At 70.1% G+C, this 20369-nt stretch carries 20 protein-coding genes and 1 riboswitch; of the genes, 6 read left to right on the top strand and 14 right to left on the bottom strand.

Features of this window, described 5'->3' with window-relative positions; genetic code table 11:
* Nucleotides 1-79 precede the first annotated feature (79 nt).
* From ACWD4B_RS30795 to ACWD4B_RS30750, 10 genes are all read right to left on the bottom strand, one after another.
* A complete protein-coding gene (locus tag ACWD4B_RS30795) occupies nt 80-739 on the bottom strand; it encodes a trimeric intracellular cation channel family protein (protein WP_451423836.1) in 660 nt (219 codons plus the stop codon).
* Between the two features lie 40 nt (nt 740-779).
* On the bottom strand, nt 780-2174 hold the full coding sequence (locus tag ACWD4B_RS30790) for a M1 family metallopeptidase (RefSeq protein WP_451423835.1): 1395 nt from the start codon (nt 2172-2174) through the stop codon (nt 780-782).
* A gap of 113 nt (nt 2175-2287) precedes the next feature.
* A complete protein-coding gene (locus tag ACWD4B_RS30785; RefSeq protein ID WP_451423837.1) occupies nt 2288-3277 on the bottom strand; it encodes an ABC transporter ATP-binding protein in 990 nt (329 codons plus the stop codon).
* A gap of 23 nt (nt 3278-3300) precedes the next feature.
* A complete protein-coding gene (locus ACWD4B_RS30780; RefSeq protein WP_451423834.1) occupies nt 3301-4356 on the bottom strand; it encodes an ABC transporter ATP-binding protein in 1056 nt (351 codons plus the stop codon).
* Nucleotides 4353-5366 (bottom strand): ABC transporter permease, encoded by a 1014-nt coding sequence (locus ACWD4B_RS30775; RefSeq protein WP_451423833.1) that lies wholly within the window; start codon nt 5364-5366, stop codon nt 4353-4355. Before ACWD4B_RS30775 ends, ACWD4B_RS30780 begins: the two co-directional genes overlap by 4 nt.
* A gap of 123 nt (nt 5367-5489) precedes the next feature.
* Nucleotides 5490-7247, bottom strand: coding sequence for an ABC transporter substrate-binding protein (locus ACWD4B_RS30770; protein ID WP_451423832.1), 1758 nt, complete (start codon nt 7245-7247; stop codon nt 5490-5492).
* 76 nt (nt 7248-7323) lie between these two features.
* Nucleotides 7324-8322, bottom strand: coding sequence for an ABC transporter permease (locus tag ACWD4B_RS30765; RefSeq protein ID WP_451423831.1), 999 nt, complete (start codon nt 8320-8322; stop codon nt 7324-7326).
* Nucleotides 8323-8640: 318 nt separating this feature from the next.
* The gene (locus tag ACWD4B_RS30760; RefSeq protein ID WP_336413477.1) at nt 8641-9447 is read right to left on the bottom strand and encodes an enhanced serine sensitivity protein SseB C-terminal domain-containing protein; all 807 of its coding nucleotides are present in this window, start codon (nt 9445-9447) and stop codon (nt 8641-8643) included.
* A gap of 98 nt (nt 9448-9545) precedes the next feature.
* The gene (locus ACWD4B_RS30755; protein WP_451423830.1) at nt 9546-10301 is read right to left on the bottom strand and encodes an enhanced serine sensitivity protein SseB; all 756 of its coding nucleotides are present in this window, start codon (nt 10299-10301) and stop codon (nt 9546-9548) included.
* A gap of 143 nt (nt 10302-10444) precedes the next feature.
* Nucleotides 10445-11008 carry an AAA family ATPase gene (locus ACWD4B_RS30750; protein WP_451423829.1) on the bottom strand — a complete coding sequence of 188 codons (564 nt, stop codon included), beginning with the start codon at nt 11006-11008 and terminating at the stop codon, nt 10445-10447.
* A 145-nt stretch (nt 11009-11153) separates the two neighbouring features.
* Nucleotides 11154-11248: riboswitch (glycine riboswitch) on the top strand.
* A gap of 134 nt (nt 11249-11382) precedes the next feature.
* Here ACWD4B_RS30750 and gcvT point away from each other — a divergent pair.
* From gcvT to ACWD4B_RS30725, 5 genes are all read left to right on the top strand, one after another.
* On the top strand, nt 11383-12498 hold the full coding sequence (gcvT, locus tag ACWD4B_RS30745) for a glycine cleavage system aminomethyltransferase GcvT (RefSeq protein ID WP_451423828.1): 1116 nt from the start codon (nt 11383-11385) through the stop codon (nt 12496-12498).
* A gap of 96 nt (nt 12499-12594) precedes the next feature.
* Entirely contained in the window at nt 12595-12975 is a 381-nt protein-coding gene (gene gcvH / locus ACWD4B_RS30740; protein WP_451423827.1) for a glycine cleavage system protein GcvH, read from the top strand.
* A gap of 42 nt (nt 12976-13017) precedes the next feature.
* Nucleotides 13018-14280, top strand: a complete 1263-nt coding sequence (glyA, locus tag ACWD4B_RS30735) for a serine hydroxymethyltransferase (RefSeq protein WP_336413482.1) — start codon at nt 13018-13020, stop codon at nt 14278-14280.
* A 139-nt stretch (nt 14281-14419) separates the two neighbouring features.
* Nucleotides 14420-15802, top strand: coding sequence for an L-serine ammonia-lyase (locus ACWD4B_RS30730; RefSeq protein ID WP_451423826.1), 1383 nt, complete (start codon nt 14420-14422; stop codon nt 15800-15802).
* Nucleotides 15803-15854: 52 nt separating this feature from the next.
* A complete protein-coding gene (locus ACWD4B_RS30725; protein WP_336413484.1) occupies nt 15855-16169 on the top strand; it encodes a hypothetical protein in 315 nt (104 codons plus the stop codon).
* Nucleotides 16170-16327: 158 nt separating this feature from the next.
* Here the strand turns inward: ACWD4B_RS30725 and ACWD4B_RS30720 are convergent, their stop codons facing one another.
* The 4 genes from ACWD4B_RS30720 to ACWD4B_RS30705 all read right to left on the bottom strand — a co-directional run bounded on the left by ACWD4B_RS30720 (nt 16328) and on the right by ACWD4B_RS30705 (nt 20000).
* On the bottom strand, nt 16328-16831 hold the full coding sequence (locus ACWD4B_RS30720) for an N-acetylmuramoyl-L-alanine amidase (RefSeq protein ID WP_451423825.1): 504 nt from the start codon (nt 16829-16831) through the stop codon (nt 16328-16330).
* Nucleotides 16832-17107: 276 nt separating this feature from the next.
* On the bottom strand, nt 17108-17611 hold the full coding sequence (locus ACWD4B_RS30715) for an ATP-binding protein (protein ID WP_451423824.1): 504 nt from the start codon (nt 17609-17611) through the stop codon (nt 17108-17110).
* 278 nt (nt 17612-17889) lie between these two features.
* Nucleotides 17890-18657 carry an enoyl-CoA hydratase/isomerase family protein gene (locus ACWD4B_RS30710; RefSeq protein WP_451423823.1) on the bottom strand — a complete coding sequence of 256 codons (768 nt, stop codon included), beginning with the start codon at nt 18655-18657 and terminating at the stop codon, nt 17890-17892.
* Nucleotides 18658-18746: 89 nt separating this feature from the next.
* Nucleotides 18747-20000, bottom strand: coding sequence for a L,D-transpeptidase (locus ACWD4B_RS30705; RefSeq protein WP_451423822.1), 1254 nt, complete (start codon nt 19998-20000; stop codon nt 18747-18749).
* Between the two features lie 158 nt (nt 20001-20158).
* Here ACWD4B_RS30705 and ACWD4B_RS30700 point away from each other — a divergent pair.
* The coding region (locus ACWD4B_RS30700) for a hypothetical protein (protein ID WP_451423821.1) at nt 20159-20369 on the top strand (211 nt) is incomplete at its 3' end.

The following is a 20369-nucleotide window of genomic DNA, read 5'->3' as shown; positions in this document are numbered from 1 at the left end:
CGCGCAGTTCCCCGCGCCCCTGACGGGGCGCCTGGTCGCGCCCACGCGGCGGAGCCGCAAATGTCACCGCCCCGCGCCCCTAGCGGGGCTCGGCCGCCGCGCTCCTGCGGTGCCAGGCGCGCGGCGCGCGCCAGTGGTAGTGCATGGCCAGCAGTCGCAGGACGAAGGCCGTGACGACCGGCACCGCGGCAGTGGGACCGTTGAGCGCGTCGTAGCGGATCATCAGGGCGGCGATGGTCGAACCGACCATCGCCGGCACCGCGTACAGGTCGCGGTCCCAGCGCAGCAGCGACGGCACCTCGTGGGCGAGGATGTCGCGCAGCACGCCGCCGCCCACGGCCGTGGCCAGGCCGAGGGTGGCGGCGAAGGTCAGGCCGAGCCCCCGGTCGTACGCCTTGACCGTGCCGGCGACGCAGAACAGCCCCAGCCCGGCCGCGTCGAAGACGCCCACCGCCTTGGTGATCCGCTCGACCTCCGGGTGCAGGAAGAAGACGATCAGCGTGGCGACCAGCGGCGTGAGGAAGTAGCCGAGGTCGGTGAAGGCCGCGGGCGGCACGGCGCCGATGATCAGATCCCGGAACAGCCCGCCGCCCAGCGCCGTGACCTCCGCCAGTACCGCCATGCCGAAGACGTCGAAGTTCTTGCGGACGGCGAGCAGCGCGCCGGAGATCGCGAAGACGAAGATCCCGGCCAGGTCGAGCGAGTGCTGGACGGTGGGACTGAACAGATCGGTGAGCACGCGACATTCTTACTCGTCGCGTACATGATTTCGGCCACGACTACTGCAGCGCAGGCTTTCCGGGGCTCGACAGCCACGTGGCGAACAGGTCACCGAGGTGCTTGCCGGAGATCTTTTCCGCCAGCGCGACGAACTGGGCGGTGTTCGCGTTGCCGTACCGGTGCTGCGCGGTCCAGGTGGGCAGCAGCTTGAAGAACGCCTTGTCGCCGATCCGCTCGCGGAGCATCTGCAGAGTCATCGCGCCGCGCTCGTAGACCGAGTCGGAGAACATGGTGTCGCGCTGCGGGTCGGCCACATTGATCTTCCAGAAGGCGTCGTCCGGCTTGTAGCCGTCGTACGCCTTCTGGAAGGAGTCGTGCGCGCTGCGGGTGCCCTTGTGCTCGTCCCACAGCCACTGGGCGTAGGTGGCGAAGCCCTCGTTGAGCCAGATGTCCTTCCAGCGCTCGACGGAGACCGAGTCGCCGAACCACTGGTGGGCGAGCTCGTGGACGATGGTGGTCTCGCTGCGCACCGCCGAGTAGACCGGCTTCGACTGGACCTCCAGGGAGAAGTGGGCGTCCGGCATGTCGTCGACGATCGCGCCGGTCTCCTCGAAGGGGTACGGGCCGAAGATCTTGGACCAGTAGTCGGTGGCTGCCGCGGTGATGCCCCAGAAGTCGGTCTTGCCGGTCTGCAGGCCCTTGTTCACGGCGACGTACTCCGGGATGCCGCCGGGGGTCTTCCCCGTCCGCACGTCGAAGTTGCCGATGGTGGCGGTGGCCAGGTAGGTCGCCATGGGGCGGCTCTCGCGCCAGTGGGTGACGGTGGTCTCGCCGCGGTCGCGGGTGGAGATCAGCCTGCCGTTGGAGACGGCGGTGAGTCCCTTGGGGGCCCGGACCGTGATGTCGAAGGTCGCCTTCTCCGACGGGTGGTCGCTGGACGGGAACCAGGTGGAGGCCGCGTTGGGCTCGCAGGCCACGAAGACGCCGTCCTTGGTCTTCATCCAGCCGTACTTGGACCCGAAGATGATCGGGCCGCCGAGCGCCTGCGGAATGCCGCCGTAGGTGACGGTCACCGTGAAGGCGCGGCCCTTGGCGAGGGCGTGCCGCGGGGTGATGACGAGCTCGTCGCCGTCGTGGCGGAAGACGGCGGGCCGGCCGTTCACCTCGACCTTGGAAACGTCCAGCTGCTGGAGGTCGAGGTCGAAGGAGGACAGGCTCTGGGTGGCCCGCGCGGAGACGGTGGTGCGGCCGTCGAGTCTGCCGGTGCCCGGGGCGTAGGAGACGTCGAGGTTGTAGTGCCGGACGGTGAAACCTCCGTTGCCCTCGTGCGGGAAGTAGGTGTCACCGATGCCGGCGGCGCCGGGCGAGGGGTGGTCGGCGGGGGCCGCGGATATCAGACAGGCGGAGGCCGCGGCGGTGGCGAGAGCCAGGAGCCGGGTGGAGGTGCGGGGCATGTTCCGTCCCTTCGGGGCGAGTTCAGCGTTATGCGGCGACCCTTCCCACACAGACGCCTCGCCATGCACATGCCGCACACCCGTAACGCGCCCCGCCACACCCCGCACCCGGCCTACTCCGGGAAGTGGCAGGCCACTTGATGGCCAGGCCTCAACTCCCGAACCGCCGGCTCCTGCTCGGCGCACAGCGCCTCCGCCTTCCAGCACCGCGTACGGAACCGGCACCCCGAAGGCGGCGAAATGGGCGACGGGACATCACCCTTGAGCAAAATCCTTTCCCTCTGTGCGCGCCGCCGCGGATCCGGCACCGGCACCGCGGACAGCAACGCCTTGGTGTACGGATGCGCGGGCGCCGTGTACAGCGACGTCCGGTCCGTCAGCTCCACCAGCTTGCCCAGGTACATCACCGCGATCCGGTCCGAGACATGGCGGATGACCGACAGGTCGTGCGCGATGATGACGTACGTCAGGCCCAGTTCGTCCTGGAGGTCGTCCAGCAGGTTGACCACCTGCGCCTGGATCGACACGTCCAGCGCCGACACCGGCTCGTCGGCGACGACCAGCTTCGGCTTGAGCGCGAGCGCCCGCGCGATGCCGATGCGCTGCCGCTGGCCGCCGGAGAATTCGTGCGGATAGCGGTTGTAGTGCTCGGGGTTGAGGCCGACGAGCTCCAGCAGCCGCTGGACCTCCTTCTTCACCCCGCCCTCGGGGGAGAGCCCCTGGAGCCTGAAGGGGGCGCCGACGATCGTGCCCACGGTGTGCCGGGGGTTCAGCGAGGAGTACGGGTCCTGAAAGATCATCTGCACGTCGCGCCGCATCGGGCGCATCCCGGAGACGCCGAGGTGGGTGATGTCCCGGCCCTCGAACTCGATCCGTCCCGCGGTGGGTTCGAGCAGCCGGGTGATCAGCCGGCCCATGGTCGACTTGCCGCAGCCGGACTCGCCCACCACGCCCAGGGTCTCCCCCGTGCGCACGTCGAAGGTGAGTCCGTCCACCGCCTGCACCGCGCCCACCTGGCGCCGCAGCACCCCCTTGGTGATGGGGAAGTGCTTGACCAGCCCCTCGACGGTGAGAAGAGCTTCGGAGGTGCCGGGGTCCGTCATCGTTCCGCCCTTCACGGCTTCCTTCACAGCTTCGGCGCAATCTCTTCGGTCCAGATGCGCGTCCGCTCCTCGTGCGACATGTGGCAGGCGGAGTAGTGCGCGTCCTCGTCCGGTACGACCTTGAGTTCGGGACGTTCCGTCCGCGTGATGCCGCCCTCGGGGACGTCCGCGTACGGGCAGCGCGGGTTGAAGGCGCAGCCCTCGGGCACGTTGATGAGGCTGGGCGGGGCGCCCTTGACGGGGATCAGCCGGTCGGTCTGCTCGCGGTCGATGCGCGGCATGGAGCCCAGCAGGCCCCAGGTGTAGGGGTGCCGGGGGCGGGTGAAGAGCGCCTCGGCCGGGCCGCGCTCGACGCAGCGGCCCGCGTACATCACCAGGATGTCGTCGGCCAGTTCGGCGACGACGCCCAGGTCGTGGGTGATGATGACGACGGCCGAGCCGAACTCCTTCTGCAGGTCGCGGATCAGGTCGAGGATCTGCGCCTGCACGGTCACGTCGAGGGCCGTGGTCGGCTCGTCGGCGATGAGCAGTTCGGGGTTGTTGACCAGCGCCATGGCGATCATGGCGCGCTGCCGCATGCCGCCCGAGAACTGGTGCGGGTAGTCGTCCACGCGGCGGTCGGGCTGCGGGATGCCGACCCGGTCCAGGAGCTCGACGGCCCGCTTGCGGGCGGCTTTGCGGTTCACGTCATGGTGGACGCGGTAGGCCTCGACGATCTGCGCGCCGACCGTGAAGTACGGGTGCATGGCCGACAGCGGGTCCTGGAAGATCATGGCCATCTTGCTGCCGCGCAGCCGGCGCACCCGGTCGGGGTCGGCGCCGATCAGCTCCTCGCCGTCCAGCCACACCTCGCCGGAGATCCGGGCCCGCGCCGTGCGGTGCAGGCCCATGACGCCGAGCGAGGTGACCGACTTGCCGGAGCCGGACTCGCCGACGACGCCGAGCGTGCTGCCGCGGCGCACGTCGAAGCTGACGCCGTCCACGGACTTCACCAGGCCGTCGTCGGTGTCGAAGTGGATGCGCAGGTCCCGCACGGAGAGGAACGCGCCCTCGACGGCCGGGGCTTCTTGCTCGCTCACGAGTACCTCACCCTGGGGTCGATGGCCGCGTAGACCAGGTCCACCAGCAGATTGCAGACGACGATGAAGAAGGCGGCGACCAGGGTGACGCCCATGACGACGGGCAGGTCGTTGTCGCGGATGCCGGAGACGGCGTACTCGCCGAGTCCCTTGAAGGAGAAGACCTGTTCGGTGATGACCGCACCGCCGACGAGCAGGCCGAAGTCCATGCCGAAGATGGTGACGATCGGGGTCAGCGCGGCACGCAGCCCGTGCTTGGCGACGACGACATTCTCCTTGAGGCCCTTGGCGCGGGCGGTGCGGATGTAGTCCTCGCTCATCGTCTCCAGCATTCCGGCCCGGGTGAGCCGGGCGTAGAGCGCGGAGTAGAGGAAGGCGAGGCTGCACCAGGGGAGCAGCAGGTTCCAGGCCCACTGGGCGGGGTTGTCGGTGAAGCTGACGTAGTTCACGCCCGAACTCCACAGCGGCCACTGGACGGTGAAGATCGCCAGGCCCAGCATGCCGGTGAAGAAGATCGGCAGCGAGACGCCGGCCAGGGCGATGCCCATGGACAGCCGGTCGAAGAACGACCCGCGCCGGAGCGCGGACAGCACGCCCACCGCCACACCGGACACCAGCCAGATCACGGCCGCACCGACGGCGAGCGAGAGGGTGACGGGGATGCGCGAGGTCAGCTGCGGCCAGACCTCGATGTGGTTCTTGAAGGAGTAGCCGAAGCAGGGCGCCGAGCAGTGGGCCGCGTCCGGGCCGAAGGTGTAGTCGGCGCCGGCGAAGATGGCCTTGACGAAGTGCCAGTACTGCTCGTAGATCGGCTGGTCGAGGCCGAGGTTGTGCTTGACCGCGGCGACCGAGGTGGGGTTGGCGTCCTTCCCCACGTACTGCGCGGCCAGTTGGTCCACCGTCTGCCCGGCGATCCGGGGGACGAGGAAGAAGATCGCGAAGGTGACTGCGCTGACCACCAGCAGCAACAGCACCGCGGCGAACACGCGTCGGATGATGTACGCAGCCACAGCTGTACGGCGCCGGGCCCGCCGGACGGGGATCCGTGGGATCCGTCCGGCGGCCGCCGGGGTGCCTTCACCTGCCTTTCGGTTGCGGGCGGCGGAACGATTCCGCTAACTACTGGGAGATGCTTACTTGGAGGCGCCCATCAGCAGGTAGTCGTACATGCCGAGGTATGCCTGGGTGACCGTGACGTTGGTGGCGCCGGTGGGGCGGAAGAGCAGGTTCTTGCGGTAGATGAGGGGCACTGCCGAGGCGTTGTCGGCGATCATCTTGTCGATCTCGCCCCAGCCCTTGTTCCGCGCGGCGGCGTCGGTGTTCTTGATGGTGTCGTTGAGCATCTGGTTGACCTTGGGGTCGTCGAGCTCCTGGACGTTGTTGCCGCCGGAGGGCTTGATGGCCGCGCCGTTGGCGATCTGGTCCAGGAAGCCGAAGCCGGTGGGCCAGTCGGCGCCCCACGCGGTCATGATCATGCCGAGGTTGTGGCTGTGCACGTAGTCCGGCACCCCGGCGAAGTTGGTGAAGTACTTGCCGCTGGGGAAGGACTTGATCTCGACCGTGACCCCGATCTTCTTCAGCGAGGCCTGTACGGCGGTGGCCATGGCCATCTCGTCGGGCTGGTCCGAGCGCGCCGTGAGGCTGGTACTGAAACCGTTGGGCTGACCACACTTGGCCAGCGCCTCCTTGGCCTTGGCGACGTCGCCCTTGCCGCCCGGCGTGGGGTACTCGTCGAACTTGGTGAAGCCGTTGACCGTCGGCGGCAACAGCGTGGTGGCCACGTCACCCTTGGGCGCACCGCCGGCTGCCTCCTGCACGGAGGTCCGGTCGATACCCCACTGGACGGCCTTGCGGCAGTCAGCGTTGTCGAAAGGTTTCACGTGCACGTTCAGGCCGATGTACTGGGTCGCGCCGGCGTACGAGGAGTCCGTCTGCTTCTTGTACTTGGGGTCCTGCAGCACCTTCGGCTGGGTCTGCGGGGCGACGCCCCTGCCCCTGGCGTCGGCCTGCAGGCTGTCGTTGAGCAGGTTGTTGTCGATGGTGACCTGGTTGACCTTGAACTTGATCTCGACCTTGTCCGGCAGCGGCTTGCGCACCGGGTCGGTCTTCGGGTCCCACTGCGGGTTGCGCACCAGCGTCGCGCCCTTGCCGTCCTCGTACGAGGAGAACTTGTACGGGCCCGAGGAGATGATGTGCTTGACGTAGTCGGCGCCCTTGTCGGCTTTCTGCGGCACGGGAGCCGACCCCGGGAGACCCGCCAGGTAGTCGAAGTCCGCAAAGGCGTCCTTGAGATGGAAGACGATCGTCCGGTCGTCCGGGGTCTCGATGGCCTTGATGCCGTCGGGGCTCTTGTCCTTGTACGGCCCCTGGTACTTGTCGCCGTCGACCAGGTGCGCCTTGAAGTAGGTCGGCCCGTTGGACAGCGCCTCGGGCGCGAAGTTGCTGCGCTCGACGGCGTACTTGACGTCCTTGGACGTGATCGGGGTGCCGTCCTCGTACTTGACGCCCTGGCGCAGCGTGTACGTCCACGTCTTGGCGTCGTCGCTCGGCTTGCCCAGCGACTCGGCGAGGTCCGGCACGATCTCCAGCCCGGCCTTTCCGGCCGCGGGCTTGAAGGTGGTGAGCGAACGGGCGTACAGCCGGGCGAAGTTCTGCACCCAGCCGTAGTAGGTGTTGCCCGGGTCGAGGGAGTCGGGCACGTCGGAGAGGGCGAGTTTCAGCGTCCCGCCCTTCTTGTCGGACGTGTTGACGACGGAGGTGAGGGCAGCGTCGGCTGCGGAGTTGCCGCCGTCCTTTCCGCCGCTGCTCTTGGACCCGCCGCCGCAGGCCGTCGCCCCGAGGGTCAGGGCCACGGCAGCGGCTATCGCGGCCGTCGCTTTGCTTCTCTTCACCTGAGGAACGCCTCCTCGATCGATGGCGGTACGGCGGACCGGCAGGCGGCGCCGCTCAAGAGATCTGTCGCACTGGTCACTTGCTGCGGGGGTCGAGCGCGTCGCGCAGCCCGTCGCCCAGCAGGTTGAACGCCAGGACCGTGACGAAGATGGCCAGGCCCGGCACGATCATGTATTCGGGATCGGCCTGGTAGAGGTCCGTCGCACTGGTGAGCATGCCGCCCCACGAGGCCTGCGGCGGGGCGATACCGACGCCGAGGAAGCTCAGGGCGGCCTCGAAGAGGATGTTGGTCGGGATCAGCAGCGTCGAGTAGACGAGGATCGGCGCGACCAGGTTGGGCAGCAGCTCCCGGAAGAGGATGAACGGACCGCGTGCGCCCAGGCTCCTGGCCGCCTCAACGAACTCCCGCTCCCGCAGGCTGAGCGTCTGCGCCCGCACGATGCGGCCCATGTAGGGCCAGTTGAAGAAGCCGATCACGAAGATCAGCACGCTGATGCGCAGCGGCAGCCCCGAGAGCCCGAAGGCGCCGTCCTGCAGGGCGGCCGAGATGGAGATGGCGAACAGCAGCAGCGGGAAGGCCAGGAAGGTGTCCATCATCCTGCTGATCACGCTGTCCACCCAGCCGCCGTAGAACCCGGCGACCACGCCGAGCACGGTGCCGATGACCACCGAGAGCACCGTGGCACCCGCGGCGACCAGCAGCGAGACCCAGGACCCCTCGATGATCCGGGCCAGGATGTCGCGCCCGTACTGCGGTTCCACGCCCAGCGGGTGATCCCAGCTGATGCCGCCCCAGGAACCCTTGGGGGCAAGCAGGTTGGGGTCGACGAGGTCCTGGTGGAAGGCGTTGGGGTCGAGGCCGAAGACGGACTCGATCGGTTTGGCCAGCGCCGCGAGCAGGATCAGCAGGATCACCACGATCCCGCCCGCCACGGCGACCCGGTCGCGTCTGAAGCGGAGCCAGGCGATCTGGTAGAGCGAACGCCCTTCGATCTGGCTCCTCTTCGCCCCGGCGAGAACAGCCTCGGGCTGCGCGCCGGCAGCGGACCCGGTGGTCTCGATCGGTGCTGTCATCGTTGCAGGGACCCCTCTCGGCCGGTTCCGTCCGGCCCGACGCCCGCCACCGAAGTGGCTGGTTCACATCACTGGTGCAGGAGGTGCGCAGTGTGGAGCGATGGTGCGGGGTGGTGCGGAAACATCACGCGGAGCAGGTCGTACACAGGACCGAACGTCCCTGTGAAGCGGGAGTCTTCAATGTGTCCGCGATCACTCGCCAGACCTGGCCCTCAATGGATGCGCAACCGTGATGTGCGTAGGGAGGTTCCGTTATACGGACAGACCGGTCCCGACAGCGGAACGGCAACCGGCCACGAGGCGTGGCGAGTTCGGAGTTCAGTACGCCCCGGCCTGCCAGCCGTGCTGCGGCGGGTAGCCGTAACCGGACACCGGGGAGGGCGCGACGGGGGCCGGGGTGCCGCCGCCGTAGGCGTCGCGGTCGTAGAAGGGATGGGCGTTGGCACGCATCCACATCGCGACGGGGTCGTACTCGTCCGCGAGGGAGACCGTCGACACCGGCAGCCCGTCCGGCACCACGCCGATCGACTGCTGCATCATCAGGCGCACCGACTCCACGGCGGCCCGGGAGGTGTCGTACAGGTCGAGGCCGATCGCCAGGTACGCGGCGCCCAGCGCGGGCTGCACCCAGGCGCGGCGCAGCGCCCGCACGACGGGGGTGCTGCGGGCGTTCTGCGCCAGCAGCGCGTAGAACTGCGGGATGTCGGCGGCGGGTTCGCTCAGCCGCAGCGGGCCGGCCGGCAGCCGGTCCAGGCCGCCGGTGATCCGGCGCAGGTCCAGCCAGGGGATGCCGACACCGCCGCCGGGCGCATGGGGGTTGAGCCACAGACCCCAGCGGTCGGGGTAGAGCGCGGCGGCGACGGACCGGCCGGAGACGACCTCGTGGGCCCGGTTCCAGCCGCTGGCGGCGAGCTCCTGGGCAGAGGTCACACAGGGCGCGTAGCCGAGGCCGTCGACCTCCATGTTCCCGTACTGGGCGTCGGGCGAGCCGGCCTGACCGTGCCACAGCAGCATCCACACCCGGCCCTCGGCCACGGACCGCAGCAGCGCCTCATAGGTGTCGTACCGCCCGGGCGCCACCTGGCGCAGCACCTGCTCCACGCCGCTCTCCGCGCCCGCGCTCACCTGGTCCGCCTCTTCTCTCGGCACGGGGAGCGCGGCCGCGCTCCCCGTGTTGGTCGTCCAACCAGCTTACGAGCCCGCGGCGGCGGACACGGGTGCTGTCACAGGTCACGGTCGTAGAACGGACGCACCCGACCGCGCATCCAGTCGCCGACCGGGTCCTGGGCGACGTCGAGGAAGACCAGCTGGACGGGCCAGGGCACGGGCGCCGAAGCCAGCGCGCGGCCGACGGCCGCCATGGCGGCCTCCCGGCTGCCCGGATCGGGAAGGTCCAGTTCGACCCCCACGAAGAGGGCCGGATCCGCACCCTCGATGCTGGCCAGGGCGCGCCGGGCGGTCCGGACCGGGCCGGCCGCGGCGAACTCCAGCCCGGCGGCGGCGAGGAAGGCCGTGGGCTCCTGCTGCCAGTCCGGCTCGAAGAGCCGGACACGGCCGCCGGTGGCGTCGCCGTCCAGCGCCGTGCGGCCGGCCCGGCACAGCTCGGCCACGGCGGGCGGGGGCAGCGGCACGGCGACGGTGCCCTCCGGGTTGACGACGATCCCGACCTGCGGCGGCAGACCGCGGGCGAACTCGACGGCGGGCGCCACGGCGAAGCCGGTGCGGTCGCCGACGACGCGGCGGAACTCCTGCTCGGAGCTGAACACCGGGACGAACGCGGCACCGTCGAGCTCCAGCGCGGGGATGTCGAGATCCGGGCTGTCGGGACCGCCGCCGTTGGGCAGCGGGATCCACACGCTGCTGCGCACGAGCACCTCGACGATCCGGGGCCCGGCCCCGGCCGCCCCGACCGAAACGGCGAGCACCGCTTCGAGCTCGTTGGCGGGCCAGTCGTAAGGGTGCTGCTCAGGGATGCTCATGTCGTCCAACCACCGTGTCGTCAAAGGCGCGCAGGGGAACCTTAACGGCTGCGCCCGGGCTTGGCCGGTACGGGGCCGTCGTCGACTGCGGGCCGTGGTGGTTGCTCGCGCAGTTCCCCGCGCCCCTGACGGGGCGGGGCCGGCTAGCCGAAAGTGATCACGCGGACCGTGTCCGCGGCCTCGCGGTCCAGGACCGCCACCGACACCACACCCCGCGGGAGGCGCCCGGCCGCGGCCCCGGCCACCAGCCGCCCCATGGATCGCCGGTGCCGCGCGAACACCCGCCGCGACACGCAACGCCCCCGCCGTATCTGCCCCTCCAGCGCCACCGCCGGCTCGACGACCAACAGCAGCAGGTGCAGCGCACCCCCGCGCCGCCGCACGCCCCGTGCCAGCCAGCGCCGCACCAGGCCCACCCGCCCGCTGTCGTGCACCACCACGCTCCCGCCCGCCCGCAGGGCACCCCGCAGCGCCGCGAAGTGCAGCACCCGCGCCACGGGCCGGTAGAGCCCGTACGGCAGCCGGCCCGGCAGCCGCCGCTCCAGCCGGAGCCGGACGTCCTGCGAGTCCACGCACCGCACCGGCGCGCCCGCGGCGTCCAGCGGGGCCACCGCCCGGCGGATCAGCGTCGTCTTCCCGCTGCCGGGCAGCCCGGAGACGACCAGCAGGTCGCCGGCCGGGTACCGCAGGTCGACCACCTCCGCCATGGCACCTCCCACCAGCCGATACCCGTCGAACGTAAAGGAAAGGTAATCCAATTCACGGGGCTGCACCTGGTCCATCGCACGCCCGTACGTGCAATGATGTGCGCGCCGACGCACGACCGGCACGTCCAACTGCATACCGGCCGCTCGAATCCGTGCGGGAGAGTCCCGGGCACCGCCCCGGGCGCCGAAGGAGCAAGTTCCTCCCTTGAATCTCTCAGGCCCCGATACCGCATGGGCGAGGCAGATCTGAAAAGCGGGCCGCCCGTGCGGCGGCCCCACCCAAGGTGCAAGCCGGGGGGAGTCTCCCGGTGAACCTCTCAGGTTCCGATGACAGATGGGGAGGACGTCCTCACTGCCATGCCTGGGAGCCCCACATGACCGTTGCCCCTCGCCGAACGGCCCTCGACGCGACGCACCGCGCGCTCGGCGCCACCATGACCGACTTCGCGGGCTGGGACATGCCCCTGCGCTACGGCAGCGAGCGCGACGAGCACCTCGCCGTGCGCACCCGTGCCGGTCTGTTCGACCTCTCCCACATGGGCGAGATCACCCTCACCGGCCCGCAGGCCGGCGCCGCCCTGGACCACGCGCTGGTCGGCAACATCTCCGCGCTGGCGGTCGGCCGGGCGCGGTACACCATGATCTGCAACGCCGAGGGCGGCATCCTGGACGACCTGATCGTCTACCGCCTGGGCGAGCACGAGTACATGGTCGTCGCCAACGCCTCGAACGCGCAGACCGTGCTGGACGCGCTCACCGAGCGCGCCGCCGGTTTCGACACCGAGGTCCGCGACGACCGCGAGAACTACGCGCTGATCGCCGTCCAGGGCCCCGCCTCCCCCGGGATCCTAAAGTCCGTCACCGATGCCGACCTCGACGGGCTGAAGTACTACGCCGGCCTGCCGGGCACGGTCGCGGGCGTGCCCGCGCTCATCGCGCGCACCGGCTACACCGGCGAGGACGGCTTCGAGCTGTTCGTCGCGCCCGCCGACGCGGAGAAGCTGTGGCAGGCCCTGACCGAGGCGGGCGCCGCGGCCGGCCTGGTGCCGTGCGGCCTCTCGTGCCGCGACACGCTCCGCCTGGAGGCCGGCATGCCGCTGTACGGGCACGAGCTGACCACCGCCACCACGCCGTTCGACGCCGGACTCGGCCGAGTGGTCAAGTTTGACAAGCAGGGCGACTTCGTCGGCCGCGAGGCGCTGCAGGCCGCCGCCGAGCGCGCCGAGACCGCCCCGCCGCGCAAGCTGGTCGGCCTGGTGGCCGCCGGCCGCCGCGTGCCGCGTGCCGGGTACCCGGTCGTCGCGGGCGGCGAGGTCGTCGGCGAGGTCACCTCGGGCGCCCCCTCCCCCACCCTCGGCAAGCCGATCGCCATCGCCTACGTGGACGCGGCGCACGCGGCGCCCGGCACCGAGGGCGTGGCCGTGGACATCCGTGGCAGCCATGAGACGTACGAGGTCGTCGCGCTTCCGTTCTACAAGCGGGAACGATGAGAAAAACGAGCAGGAAGGGCTGATCCCCGGCCCCTCCCGTCTCACCTGTCAAGACCCGTTGCACAACCACCCACGCGCATCCAGGAGAATCTAGTCATGAGCAACCCCCAGCAGCTGCGCTTCAGCAAGGAGCACGAGTGGCTGTCGGCCGTCGACGAGAACGGCGTGGCGACGGTCGGTATCACCGAGTTCGCGGCCAACGCGCTCGGTGACGTGGTCTACGCCCAGCTCCCTGCGGTGGGCGACACGGTCACCGCGGGCGAGACCTGCGGCGAGCTGGAGTCGACCAAGTCGGTCAGCGACCTGTACGCCCCGGTGAACGGCGAGGTCGTCGAGGCCAACCAGGACGTCGTGGACGACCCCGCGCTGGTGAACTCCGCCCCGTTCGAGGGCGGCTGGCTGTTCAAGGTGAAGCTCGCGGACGAGCCGGCGGACCTGCTGACCGCCGACGAGTACACGGCCTTCACCGCAGGCTGACCCCCCGCTCCTCCTCCAGCCCAGGAAGTCCAGGAAGAACTCATGTCGCTTCTGAACAGCTCCCTCCATGAGCTCGACCCCGACGTCGCCGCCGCCGTCGACGCCGAACTCCACCGCCAGCAGTCCACCCTCGAGATGATCGCCTCGGAGAACTTCGCTCCGGTCGCGGTCATGGAGGCCCAGGGCTCGGTCCTCACCAACAAGTACGCCGAGGGCTACCCGGGCCGTCGCTACTACGGCGGCTGCGAGCACGTCGACGTCGTCGAGCAGATCGCCATCGACCGGATCAAGGCGCTCTTCGGGGCCGAGCACGCGAACGTGCAGCCGCACTCCGGCGCGCAGGCCAATGCCGCCGCGATGTTCGCCCTGCTCTCCCCCGGCGACACCATCCTGGGTCTGAACCTCGCCCACGGCGGGCACCTGACCCACGGCATGAAGATCAACTTCTCCGGCAAGCTCTACAACGTGGTCGCCTACCACGTCGACGAGCAGACCAACCTGGTGGACATGGAGGAGGTCGAGCGCCTCGCCAAGGAGCACCGCCCGAAGCTGATCGTGGCCGGCTGGTCCGCCTACCCGCGCCAGCTGGACTTCGCGGCCTTCCGCCGGATCGCCGACGAGGTCGGCGCGTACCTGATGGTCGACATGGCCCACTTCGCGGGCCTCGTCGCCGCCGGTCTGCACCCGAACCCGGTGCCGCACGCGCACGTCGTCACCACGACCACGCACAAGACCCTGGGCGGTCCGCGCGGTGGTGTGATCCTCTCCACGGCCGAGCTGGCCAAGAAGATCAACTCGGCGGTGTTCCCCGGTCAGCAGGGCGGTCCGCTGGAGCACGTGATCGCCGCCAAGGCGGTGTCCTTCAAGGTCGCGGCGACCGAGGAGTTCAAGGACCGCCAGCGCCGCACCCTGGAGGGCGCGAAGATCCTGGCCGAGCGCCTCGTCCAGGACGACGTGACGGCGGAGGGCGTCTCCGTCCTGTCCGGCGGCACGGACGTGCACCTGGTCCTGGTGGACCTGCGCCACTCCGAGCTGGACGGCCAGCAGGCCGAGGACCGCCTCCACGAGGTCGGCATCACGGTCAACCGCAACGCGATCCCGAACGACCCGCGCCCCCCGATGGTCACCTCGGGCCTGCGGATCGGCACTCCGGCGCTGGCCACGCGCGGCTTCCAGGCGGAGGACTTCCGCGAGGTGGCGGACGTCATCGCCGAAGCGCTGAAGCCGGGCTACGATGCGCAGGCCCTGCGGGCCCGCGTCACCGCGCTCGCCGCGAAGCACCCGCTGTACCCCGGGCTGAAGTAACCCGTCAGCTCCCGCTTTACCCGCCGGTAAGGGGCACCAGGGCACACTGAAAGGTGGACCCGGTGCCCCGCGCCGTGTGACACCCCCCGCCCGCAATACCGCGTACCACCGAGTACCACCGACCAGAGGAGCAGCCACCGTGGCCATCTCCGTTTTCGATCTCTTCTCGATCGGCATAGGCCCGTCCAGCTCCCACACGGTCGGCCCGATGCGTGCGGCACGGATGTTCGTCGGCCGTCTGAAGAACGAGGGCCTGCTCGCCCACACCGTCTCCGTGCGGGCCGAGCTCTTCGGCTCCCTCGGCGCCACCGGCCACGGCCACGGCACCCCCAAGGCCGTCCTGCTGGGCCTGGAGGGCCACTCCCCGCGCACCGTCGACGTGGAGATCGCCGACGACGAGGTGGAGCGCATCCGCACCACCAAGCGCCTCAAGCTCCTCGGCACCGAGATCGGCTCGGCCCACGAGATCGACTTCGACGAGTCCACCCAGCTGATCCTGCACCGCCGCCGCGCCCTGCCGTACCACGCCAACGGCATGACGCTCTTCGCCTACGACGAGGCCGGTGCACCGCTGCTGGAGAAGACCTACTACTCGGTCGGCGGCGGCTTCGTCGTCGACGAGGACGCGGTGGGCCAGGACCGCATCGTCCTGGACGACACCGTCCTGAAGTACCCCTTCCGCACCGGCGACGAGCTGCTGCGGCTCTCCCGCGAGACGGGCCTGTCGATCTCCGCCCTGATGCTGGAGAACGAGAAGGCCTGGCGCACCGAGGACGAGATCCGCGAGGGCCTGCTGGAGATCTGGCGCGTGATGCAGTCCTGCGTCGCGCGCGGCATGTCCCGCGAGGGCATCCTGCCGGGCGGCCTCAAGGTCCGCCGCCGCGCCGCCGGCTCCGCGCGCCAGCTGCGCGCCGAGGGCGACCCGCAGGCCCGCGCGATGGAGTGGATCACCGTCTACGCCATGGCGGTCAACGAGGAGAACGCCGCGGGCGGCCGCGTCGTCACCGCTCCCACCAACGGTGCCGCCGGCATCATCCCGGCCGTCCTGCACTACTACATGAACTTCGTGCCCGGCGCGGATGAGGACGGGATCGTCCGCTTCCTCCTCGCCGCGGGCGCGATCGGCATGCTCTTCAAGGAGAACGCCTCGATCTCCGGCGCCGAGGTCGGCTGCCAGGGCGAGGTCGGCTCCGCCTGCTCGATGGCCTCCGGCGGCCTCGCCGAGGTCCTCGGCGGCTCCCCCGAACAGGTCGAGAACGCGGCCGAGATCGGCATGGAGCACAACCTCGGCCTCACCTGCGACCCCGTGGGCGGCCTGGTGCAGATCCCGTGCATCGAGCGCAACGGCATGGCCGCGGCGAAGGCCGTCACGGCGGCCCGCATGGCCCTGCGCGGCGACGGCCGCCACCACGTCTCCCTCGACAAGGTCATCAAGACCATGAAGGAGACGGGCGCGGACATGAAGGTCAAGTACAAGGAGACCGCCCGCGGCGGCCTCGCGGTGAACGTCATCGAGTGCTGACGTCCGTCGCACCCTGACGGCGTTGTCAGTGGTGCCCCGTACGCTCGAAGCCATGGGTTACGCAGACCTGCGCGAGCTGCAGAACGCGCTCAACACCGCTTCCGACATCGCCTTCTCCCTCGACGCCGCCGCGCCGGCCCCGCACGAGGCCGAGCAGCTGCTCGACGCCCTGCGCAGGGCGTCGGCCGCGGCGGCGGCGCTGGGGGCGGGCGCGGGGGCCACGGGCTGCACCGAGCACCCGAAGGGTGCGGTGGATCCGCTGTACGGGGACAAGGACGATCCGCTGCCGCCGGGCTGGGGCCGCTGCCTGCTGTGCAACGACCGGCGCCGCCGGGCGAACGCCGCACAGCGACGGGGCTGGCGCTGAGCGCCCTGTAGGGGCGCGGGGAACTGCGCGACCAGCCACGACGCGCCCGCAGACGAAGATCCCGGGGCTGCGCCCCGGACCCCAGAGGTAGTGCGTCGGCTGCAGGCCGTCGGTGGCTGGTCGCGCAGTTCCCCGCGCCCCTGACGGGGCGAACAAGCCTAGGAGCCCACGCCGGTCACCAGGGCCAGGTACCGGTCCCAGTCCCAGTGCGGCCCCGGGTCGGTGTGCGTGGAGCCCGGCACTTCGACGTGGCCGATGATGTGGTCCCGGTCCTTCGGGATGCCGTAGCGGTCGCAGACGGCTGCGGTCAGGCGGGCCGAGGCGGTGTAGAGGGCGTCGGTGAAGTACTCGGGGCGGTCGATCCAGCCCTCGTGCTCGATGCCGATGCTGCGGGTGTTGTAGTCCCAGTTGCCCGCGTGCCAGGCGATGTCCTTCTCGCGGACGAACTGGCCGACGTAGCCGTCGGCGGAGGCCACCATGTAGTGCGCCGAGACACGGGAGTTGGGGTCCTGGAAGATTCTCCGGGCGTCCTGAAAGGTCTCCTGGGTCACATGGATCACGACGATCTCCACGGGATGGGCACCGGGCCGGTGAGAGACCGTGAAGTCGGCCCCGGCGGCCGGAATCCAATGGGTCGGTGGATAGGACAGAAGTGAAGCCACCGGACCTCCTTGCATAAAAATAGGCCGTCCCGCTGAATCATTCACCAATTGCAAGGCAAGTGTCGGAACTCACCTTGGAATGAGCAGGGCTCGTTTTGGTATTGACTACCCGCGTCTGCCATAGTCGAAGCCACGACCCCCATTGACCCGGGCCAGGTCGTCATCGCGCCGCGGAATACACCCCACCCCTTTCCGCGGCCACAACGAAGAGGCCCCCGGCCCGTCGTACGACGACGAATGGGGGCCTCTTCGTTTTCCGGCCCGGCGTTCGCCGGCTCAGCGGTCGGCCACCCGCATCTCGAACCAGGTCGTCTTGCCGCACGCGAGCAGGTCCACGCCCCAGCGGTCCGACAGCTTGTCCACCAGGAACAGCCCGCGCCCGCTGGTGTCCATCTCGCGCACCGGGATCAGGCACGGCAGCCCGCGCGAGGGGTCGCGCACCTCGATGCGCATCCAGCCGCGCCGGCGCCGCATCCGCAGCCCGAAGTAGCGGGCGCCGGTGTGCCGGACGGCGTTGCCGACGAGCTCCGAGACGAGCAGCACCGCGTGCTCTGTGATCTGGGCGGTGAGCCCCCAGTGCCGCAGACAGACGGTCTGGGTCAGCCGGCGGGCGGCGACGGCGGACTGGGGCTGGGAGGGCAGCCGGATCTCACCGGTCATCGGATTGCCGAACAGCTCCAGCGCCTTGAGCGCCAGCTCGTCCTCGACGTTCGGCGTCCACCGCACCGGGGTCGCAACGGCCCGCTGCCGCGGCTGCTCCATTCCCTCCAGGCCCGCCATGTCCCCCATCATGGCCGCCGTTCCGCCGCAAGGGATGAGGAACGGCCGGATCCGATTCGGCGGAGGAAAGCCCTCCGGGGCGCCTCGGCGACATATGCCACTGGCTCCGGCACCCCGGGGAGAGGCCAACTGACCTGCGGCGGGCCCCGGTACACCACAGGGCGCCGAAGCCTTGGCGAAAGGCCTTCGAGAGCATGCGGACCCGCGCCGGAATTCCCCCACAAGAGGCAACGCCCGGAGTACGGGACTCCGGGCGTATCTCCTCAACGGCCCACGGTTCAGACGAACTTGGCCTTGCCGGGACCTTCCTCGACGAAGCTGCGCATACCGATCTCGCGGTCCTCGGTGGCGAAGAGCCCGGCGAACCAGGTGCGTTCGATGGTGAGTCCGGTGTCGATGTCGGTCTCCAGCCCCCCGTCCACCGTCTCCTTGGCCGCGCGCAGGGCGAGGGCCGGGCCGGTCGCGAGCCGGGCCGCCCAGGCGTGCGCCTGCTCGTACACCTCGCCAGCCGGGACCACGCGGTCGACGAGGCCGAGCGCGAGCGCCTCGTCCGCCTTCACCTGACGGCCCGTGAAGATGAGGTCCTTGGCCCGGGACGGGCCGATGAGCCGGGACAGCCGCTGGGTGCCGCCCGCGCCGGGGATGAGGCCCAGCAGGATCTCGGGCTGGCCGAGCTTGGCGTTCTCCCCGGCGATCCGGTAGTCGGCGCAGAGCGCGAGCTCGCAGCCGCCGCCGAGCGCGTAGCCGGTGACGGCGGCGACGACGGGCTTGGGGATCCGGGCGACGGCGGTGAAGGCGTCCTGGAGACCGCGGGACCGGACCACCATCGCGGCGTGGTCCATGTTCTGCATCTCCTTGATGTCCGCGCCGGCCGCGAACACCTTCTCCCCGCCCCACACCACGACGGCGCGCACGTCGTCCCGGTGGGTGACCTCCTCGGCCAGCTCGCGGAGCCGGTCCTGGGTGGCGACGTCCAGTGCGTTCATCGGCGGGCGGTCCAGGCGGATCGTCCCGACGCCCTCGGCGACCTCAAGATGCACAGTCATGGCAGCAGGTTAGCCCCCGTTAACGACGGACGGCCCGGTGCACTTGGTCACAGTGCACCGGGCCCTACGAACAGCCGTCGCGAGGGGCGTCAGTTGCCGGAGTCGCCGCCGCTCGGGGCCGTCCACTGGGACCACGGCATGTTCCAGCCGTTGAGTCCGTTGTCCGGCTGGATCGTTTTGTCTTCGGAGTTCTTCACGACCACCACGTCGCCGATGAGCGAGTTGTTGAAGAACCAGGAGGCCGGCGTGGAGGGGTCGCCGCCGCCGCGCTCGTCGAACAGGCCGACGCAGCCGTGGCTCGCGTTCTCCGAGCCGAAGGTGCCCTCGCCGGACCAGTAGTTGCCGTGAATGAAGGTGCCCGAGTTGGAGAGGCGCATGGCGTGCGGCACGTCGGAGATGTCGTACTCGCCGCCGAAGCCGACCGTGCGGCCGTCCATGCGGGTGACTTCGTCCTTCTCGCTGATGACCATCTGGCCGTTGTACGTCGAGTGGCCCGGGCCGCCGGCCGAGATCGGGATGGTCTTGAAGGTCTTGCCGTCGCGCACCACGGTCATCTGGTGGCTGCTCGCGTCGACCGTGCTGACCTGGCTGCGGCCGACGGTGAACTTCACCGTCTTCTTCTGGGTGCCGTAGACGCCCTCACGGCCCTGCACGCCGTCGAGGTCCATGCTGACCGTCACCTTGGTGCCGGCCGCCCAGTACTTCTCCGGACGGAAGTCGAGGCGGTCGTTGCCGAACCAGTGGGGCTTGATGTCCACGGCCGGCTCGGCCGTCACCTTGACGGCCTGCTGGACGGCCTTGGGGTCGGTGATGCCGCGGCTGAAATTGATCGATACGGGCATGCCCACGCCGACGGTGGTCCCGTCCTCCGGCTGGAAGTAGCCGACGAAGGTGTTTTGGGGCGTGAGGGTGGTGAAGACGGCGTGCTTGGCCGACTCGCGGCCCTTGTCGTCCTTCGCCACCGCGTCGACCGTGTACTTCGTGGAGGCGGCGAGGTGCCCGGAGGGCTCCCACCCCGAACCGCCGCCGGATATCTTGCCGTCGACCGTGTTGCCCTTGGCGTCGGCGACCTTCACCGAGGTGAGACTGCCCTTCTCCGCGGTGACCTTGAGCGCGCCGCTCGTGGCGACGTCGTTCGCACCGTCCTTGGGCGCGATGTCCACCACGGCCACGGAGGCGCCGTCGGCGGCCTTGCCGCTCGACTTCCCGCCGCCGTCACCGTCCCCGCCGCAGGCGCTGACCAGCGTCAGCACCGCTCCGATGAACAGTGCGGACAGGCCGGCCCGACGGCCCCGGCGCACCGGTATCGGCTGCACGTTCACAACGGTTGTCTCCCTTCGCATGGCGCACGGCCACGCGGCGCCCCCTGTGCGCGGCTGACGCGCATGTCGATAGATAACCACACGCCTTTGGCGACACCGACCCTCGCGAATGTCACCGTTCGGTCCCAAATGGGAGGGGTGATACGAGCCGTGCGCCTGGGGTGAGGGAGGTGACTGAAGTGAAGCGGATGTTTCCGGACACGGTCACCAGGCGCGCAGCATATGCCGAGACGTCCGGCGGGTCGAACTCGGGGGCGAGCGACGGGTGTCCGACGGACCTTCGCGCCCCGGACGGGGCGCGTGACCGCGAGTTCCACCGCGGTCAGCAGGTCCGGATCGCCCACCACCGTCACCCCGGGCAGGCCCAGGGCGACGGTGACCCGGTCGAGC

The organism is Streptomyces sp. NPDC002536 (assembly GCF_053594995.1).
The sequence above is the reverse complement of the archived record's forward strand: the minus strand, read 5'-3'. Positions and strand labels throughout refer to the sequence as shown.

What these genes read in the sequence shown, in the direction of transcription:
- ACWD4B_RS30790 (WP_451423835.1), bottom strand. Translation starts at nt 2,174, where the DNA reads ATGCCCCGCACCTCCACCCGGCTCCTGGCTCTCGCCACCGCCGCGGCC.
- ACWD4B_RS30785 (WP_451423837.1), bottom strand. Translation starts at nt 3,277, where the DNA reads ATGACGGACCCCGGCACCTCCGAAGCTCTTCTCACCGTCGAGGGGCTG.
- ACWD4B_RS30765 (WP_451423831.1), bottom strand. Translation starts at nt 8,322, where the DNA reads ATGACAGCACCGATCGAGACCACCGGGTCCGCTGCCGGCGCGCAGCCC.
- ACWD4B_RS30755 (WP_451423830.1), bottom strand. Translation starts at nt 10,301, where the DNA reads ATGAGCATCCCTGAGCAGCACCCTTACGACTGGCCCGCCAACGAGCTC.
- ACWD4B_RS30750 (WP_451423829.1), bottom strand. Translation starts at nt 11,008, where the DNA reads ATGGCGGAGGTGGTCGACCTGCGGTACCCGGCCGGCGACCTGCTGGTC.
- gcvT (WP_451423828.1), top strand. Translation starts at nt 11,383, where the DNA reads ATGACCGTTGCCCCTCGCCGAACGGCCCTCGACGCGACGCACCGCGCG.
- gcvH (WP_451423827.1), top strand. Translation starts at nt 12,595, where the DNA reads ATGAGCAACCCCCAGCAGCTGCGCTTCAGCAAGGAGCACGAGTGGCTG.
- glyA (WP_336413482.1), top strand. Translation starts at nt 13,018, where the DNA reads ATGTCGCTTCTGAACAGCTCCCTCCATGAGCTCGACCCCGACGTCGCC.
- ACWD4B_RS30725 (WP_336413484.1), top strand. Translation starts at nt 15,855, where the DNA reads ATGGGTTACGCAGACCTGCGCGAGCTGCAGAACGCGCTCAACACCGCT.
- ACWD4B_RS30715 (WP_451423824.1), bottom strand. Translation starts at nt 17,611, where the DNA reads ATGGCGGGCCTGGAGGGAATGGAGCAGCCGCGGCAGCGGGCCGTTGCG.
- ACWD4B_RS30710 (WP_451423823.1), bottom strand. Translation starts at nt 18,657, where the DNA reads ATGACTGTGCATCTTGAGGTCGCCGAGGGCGTCGGGACGATCCGCCTG.
- ACWD4B_RS30705 (WP_451423822.1), bottom strand. Translation starts at nt 20,000, where the DNA reads ATGCGAAGGGAGACAACCGTTGTGAACGTGCAGCCGATACCGGTGCGC.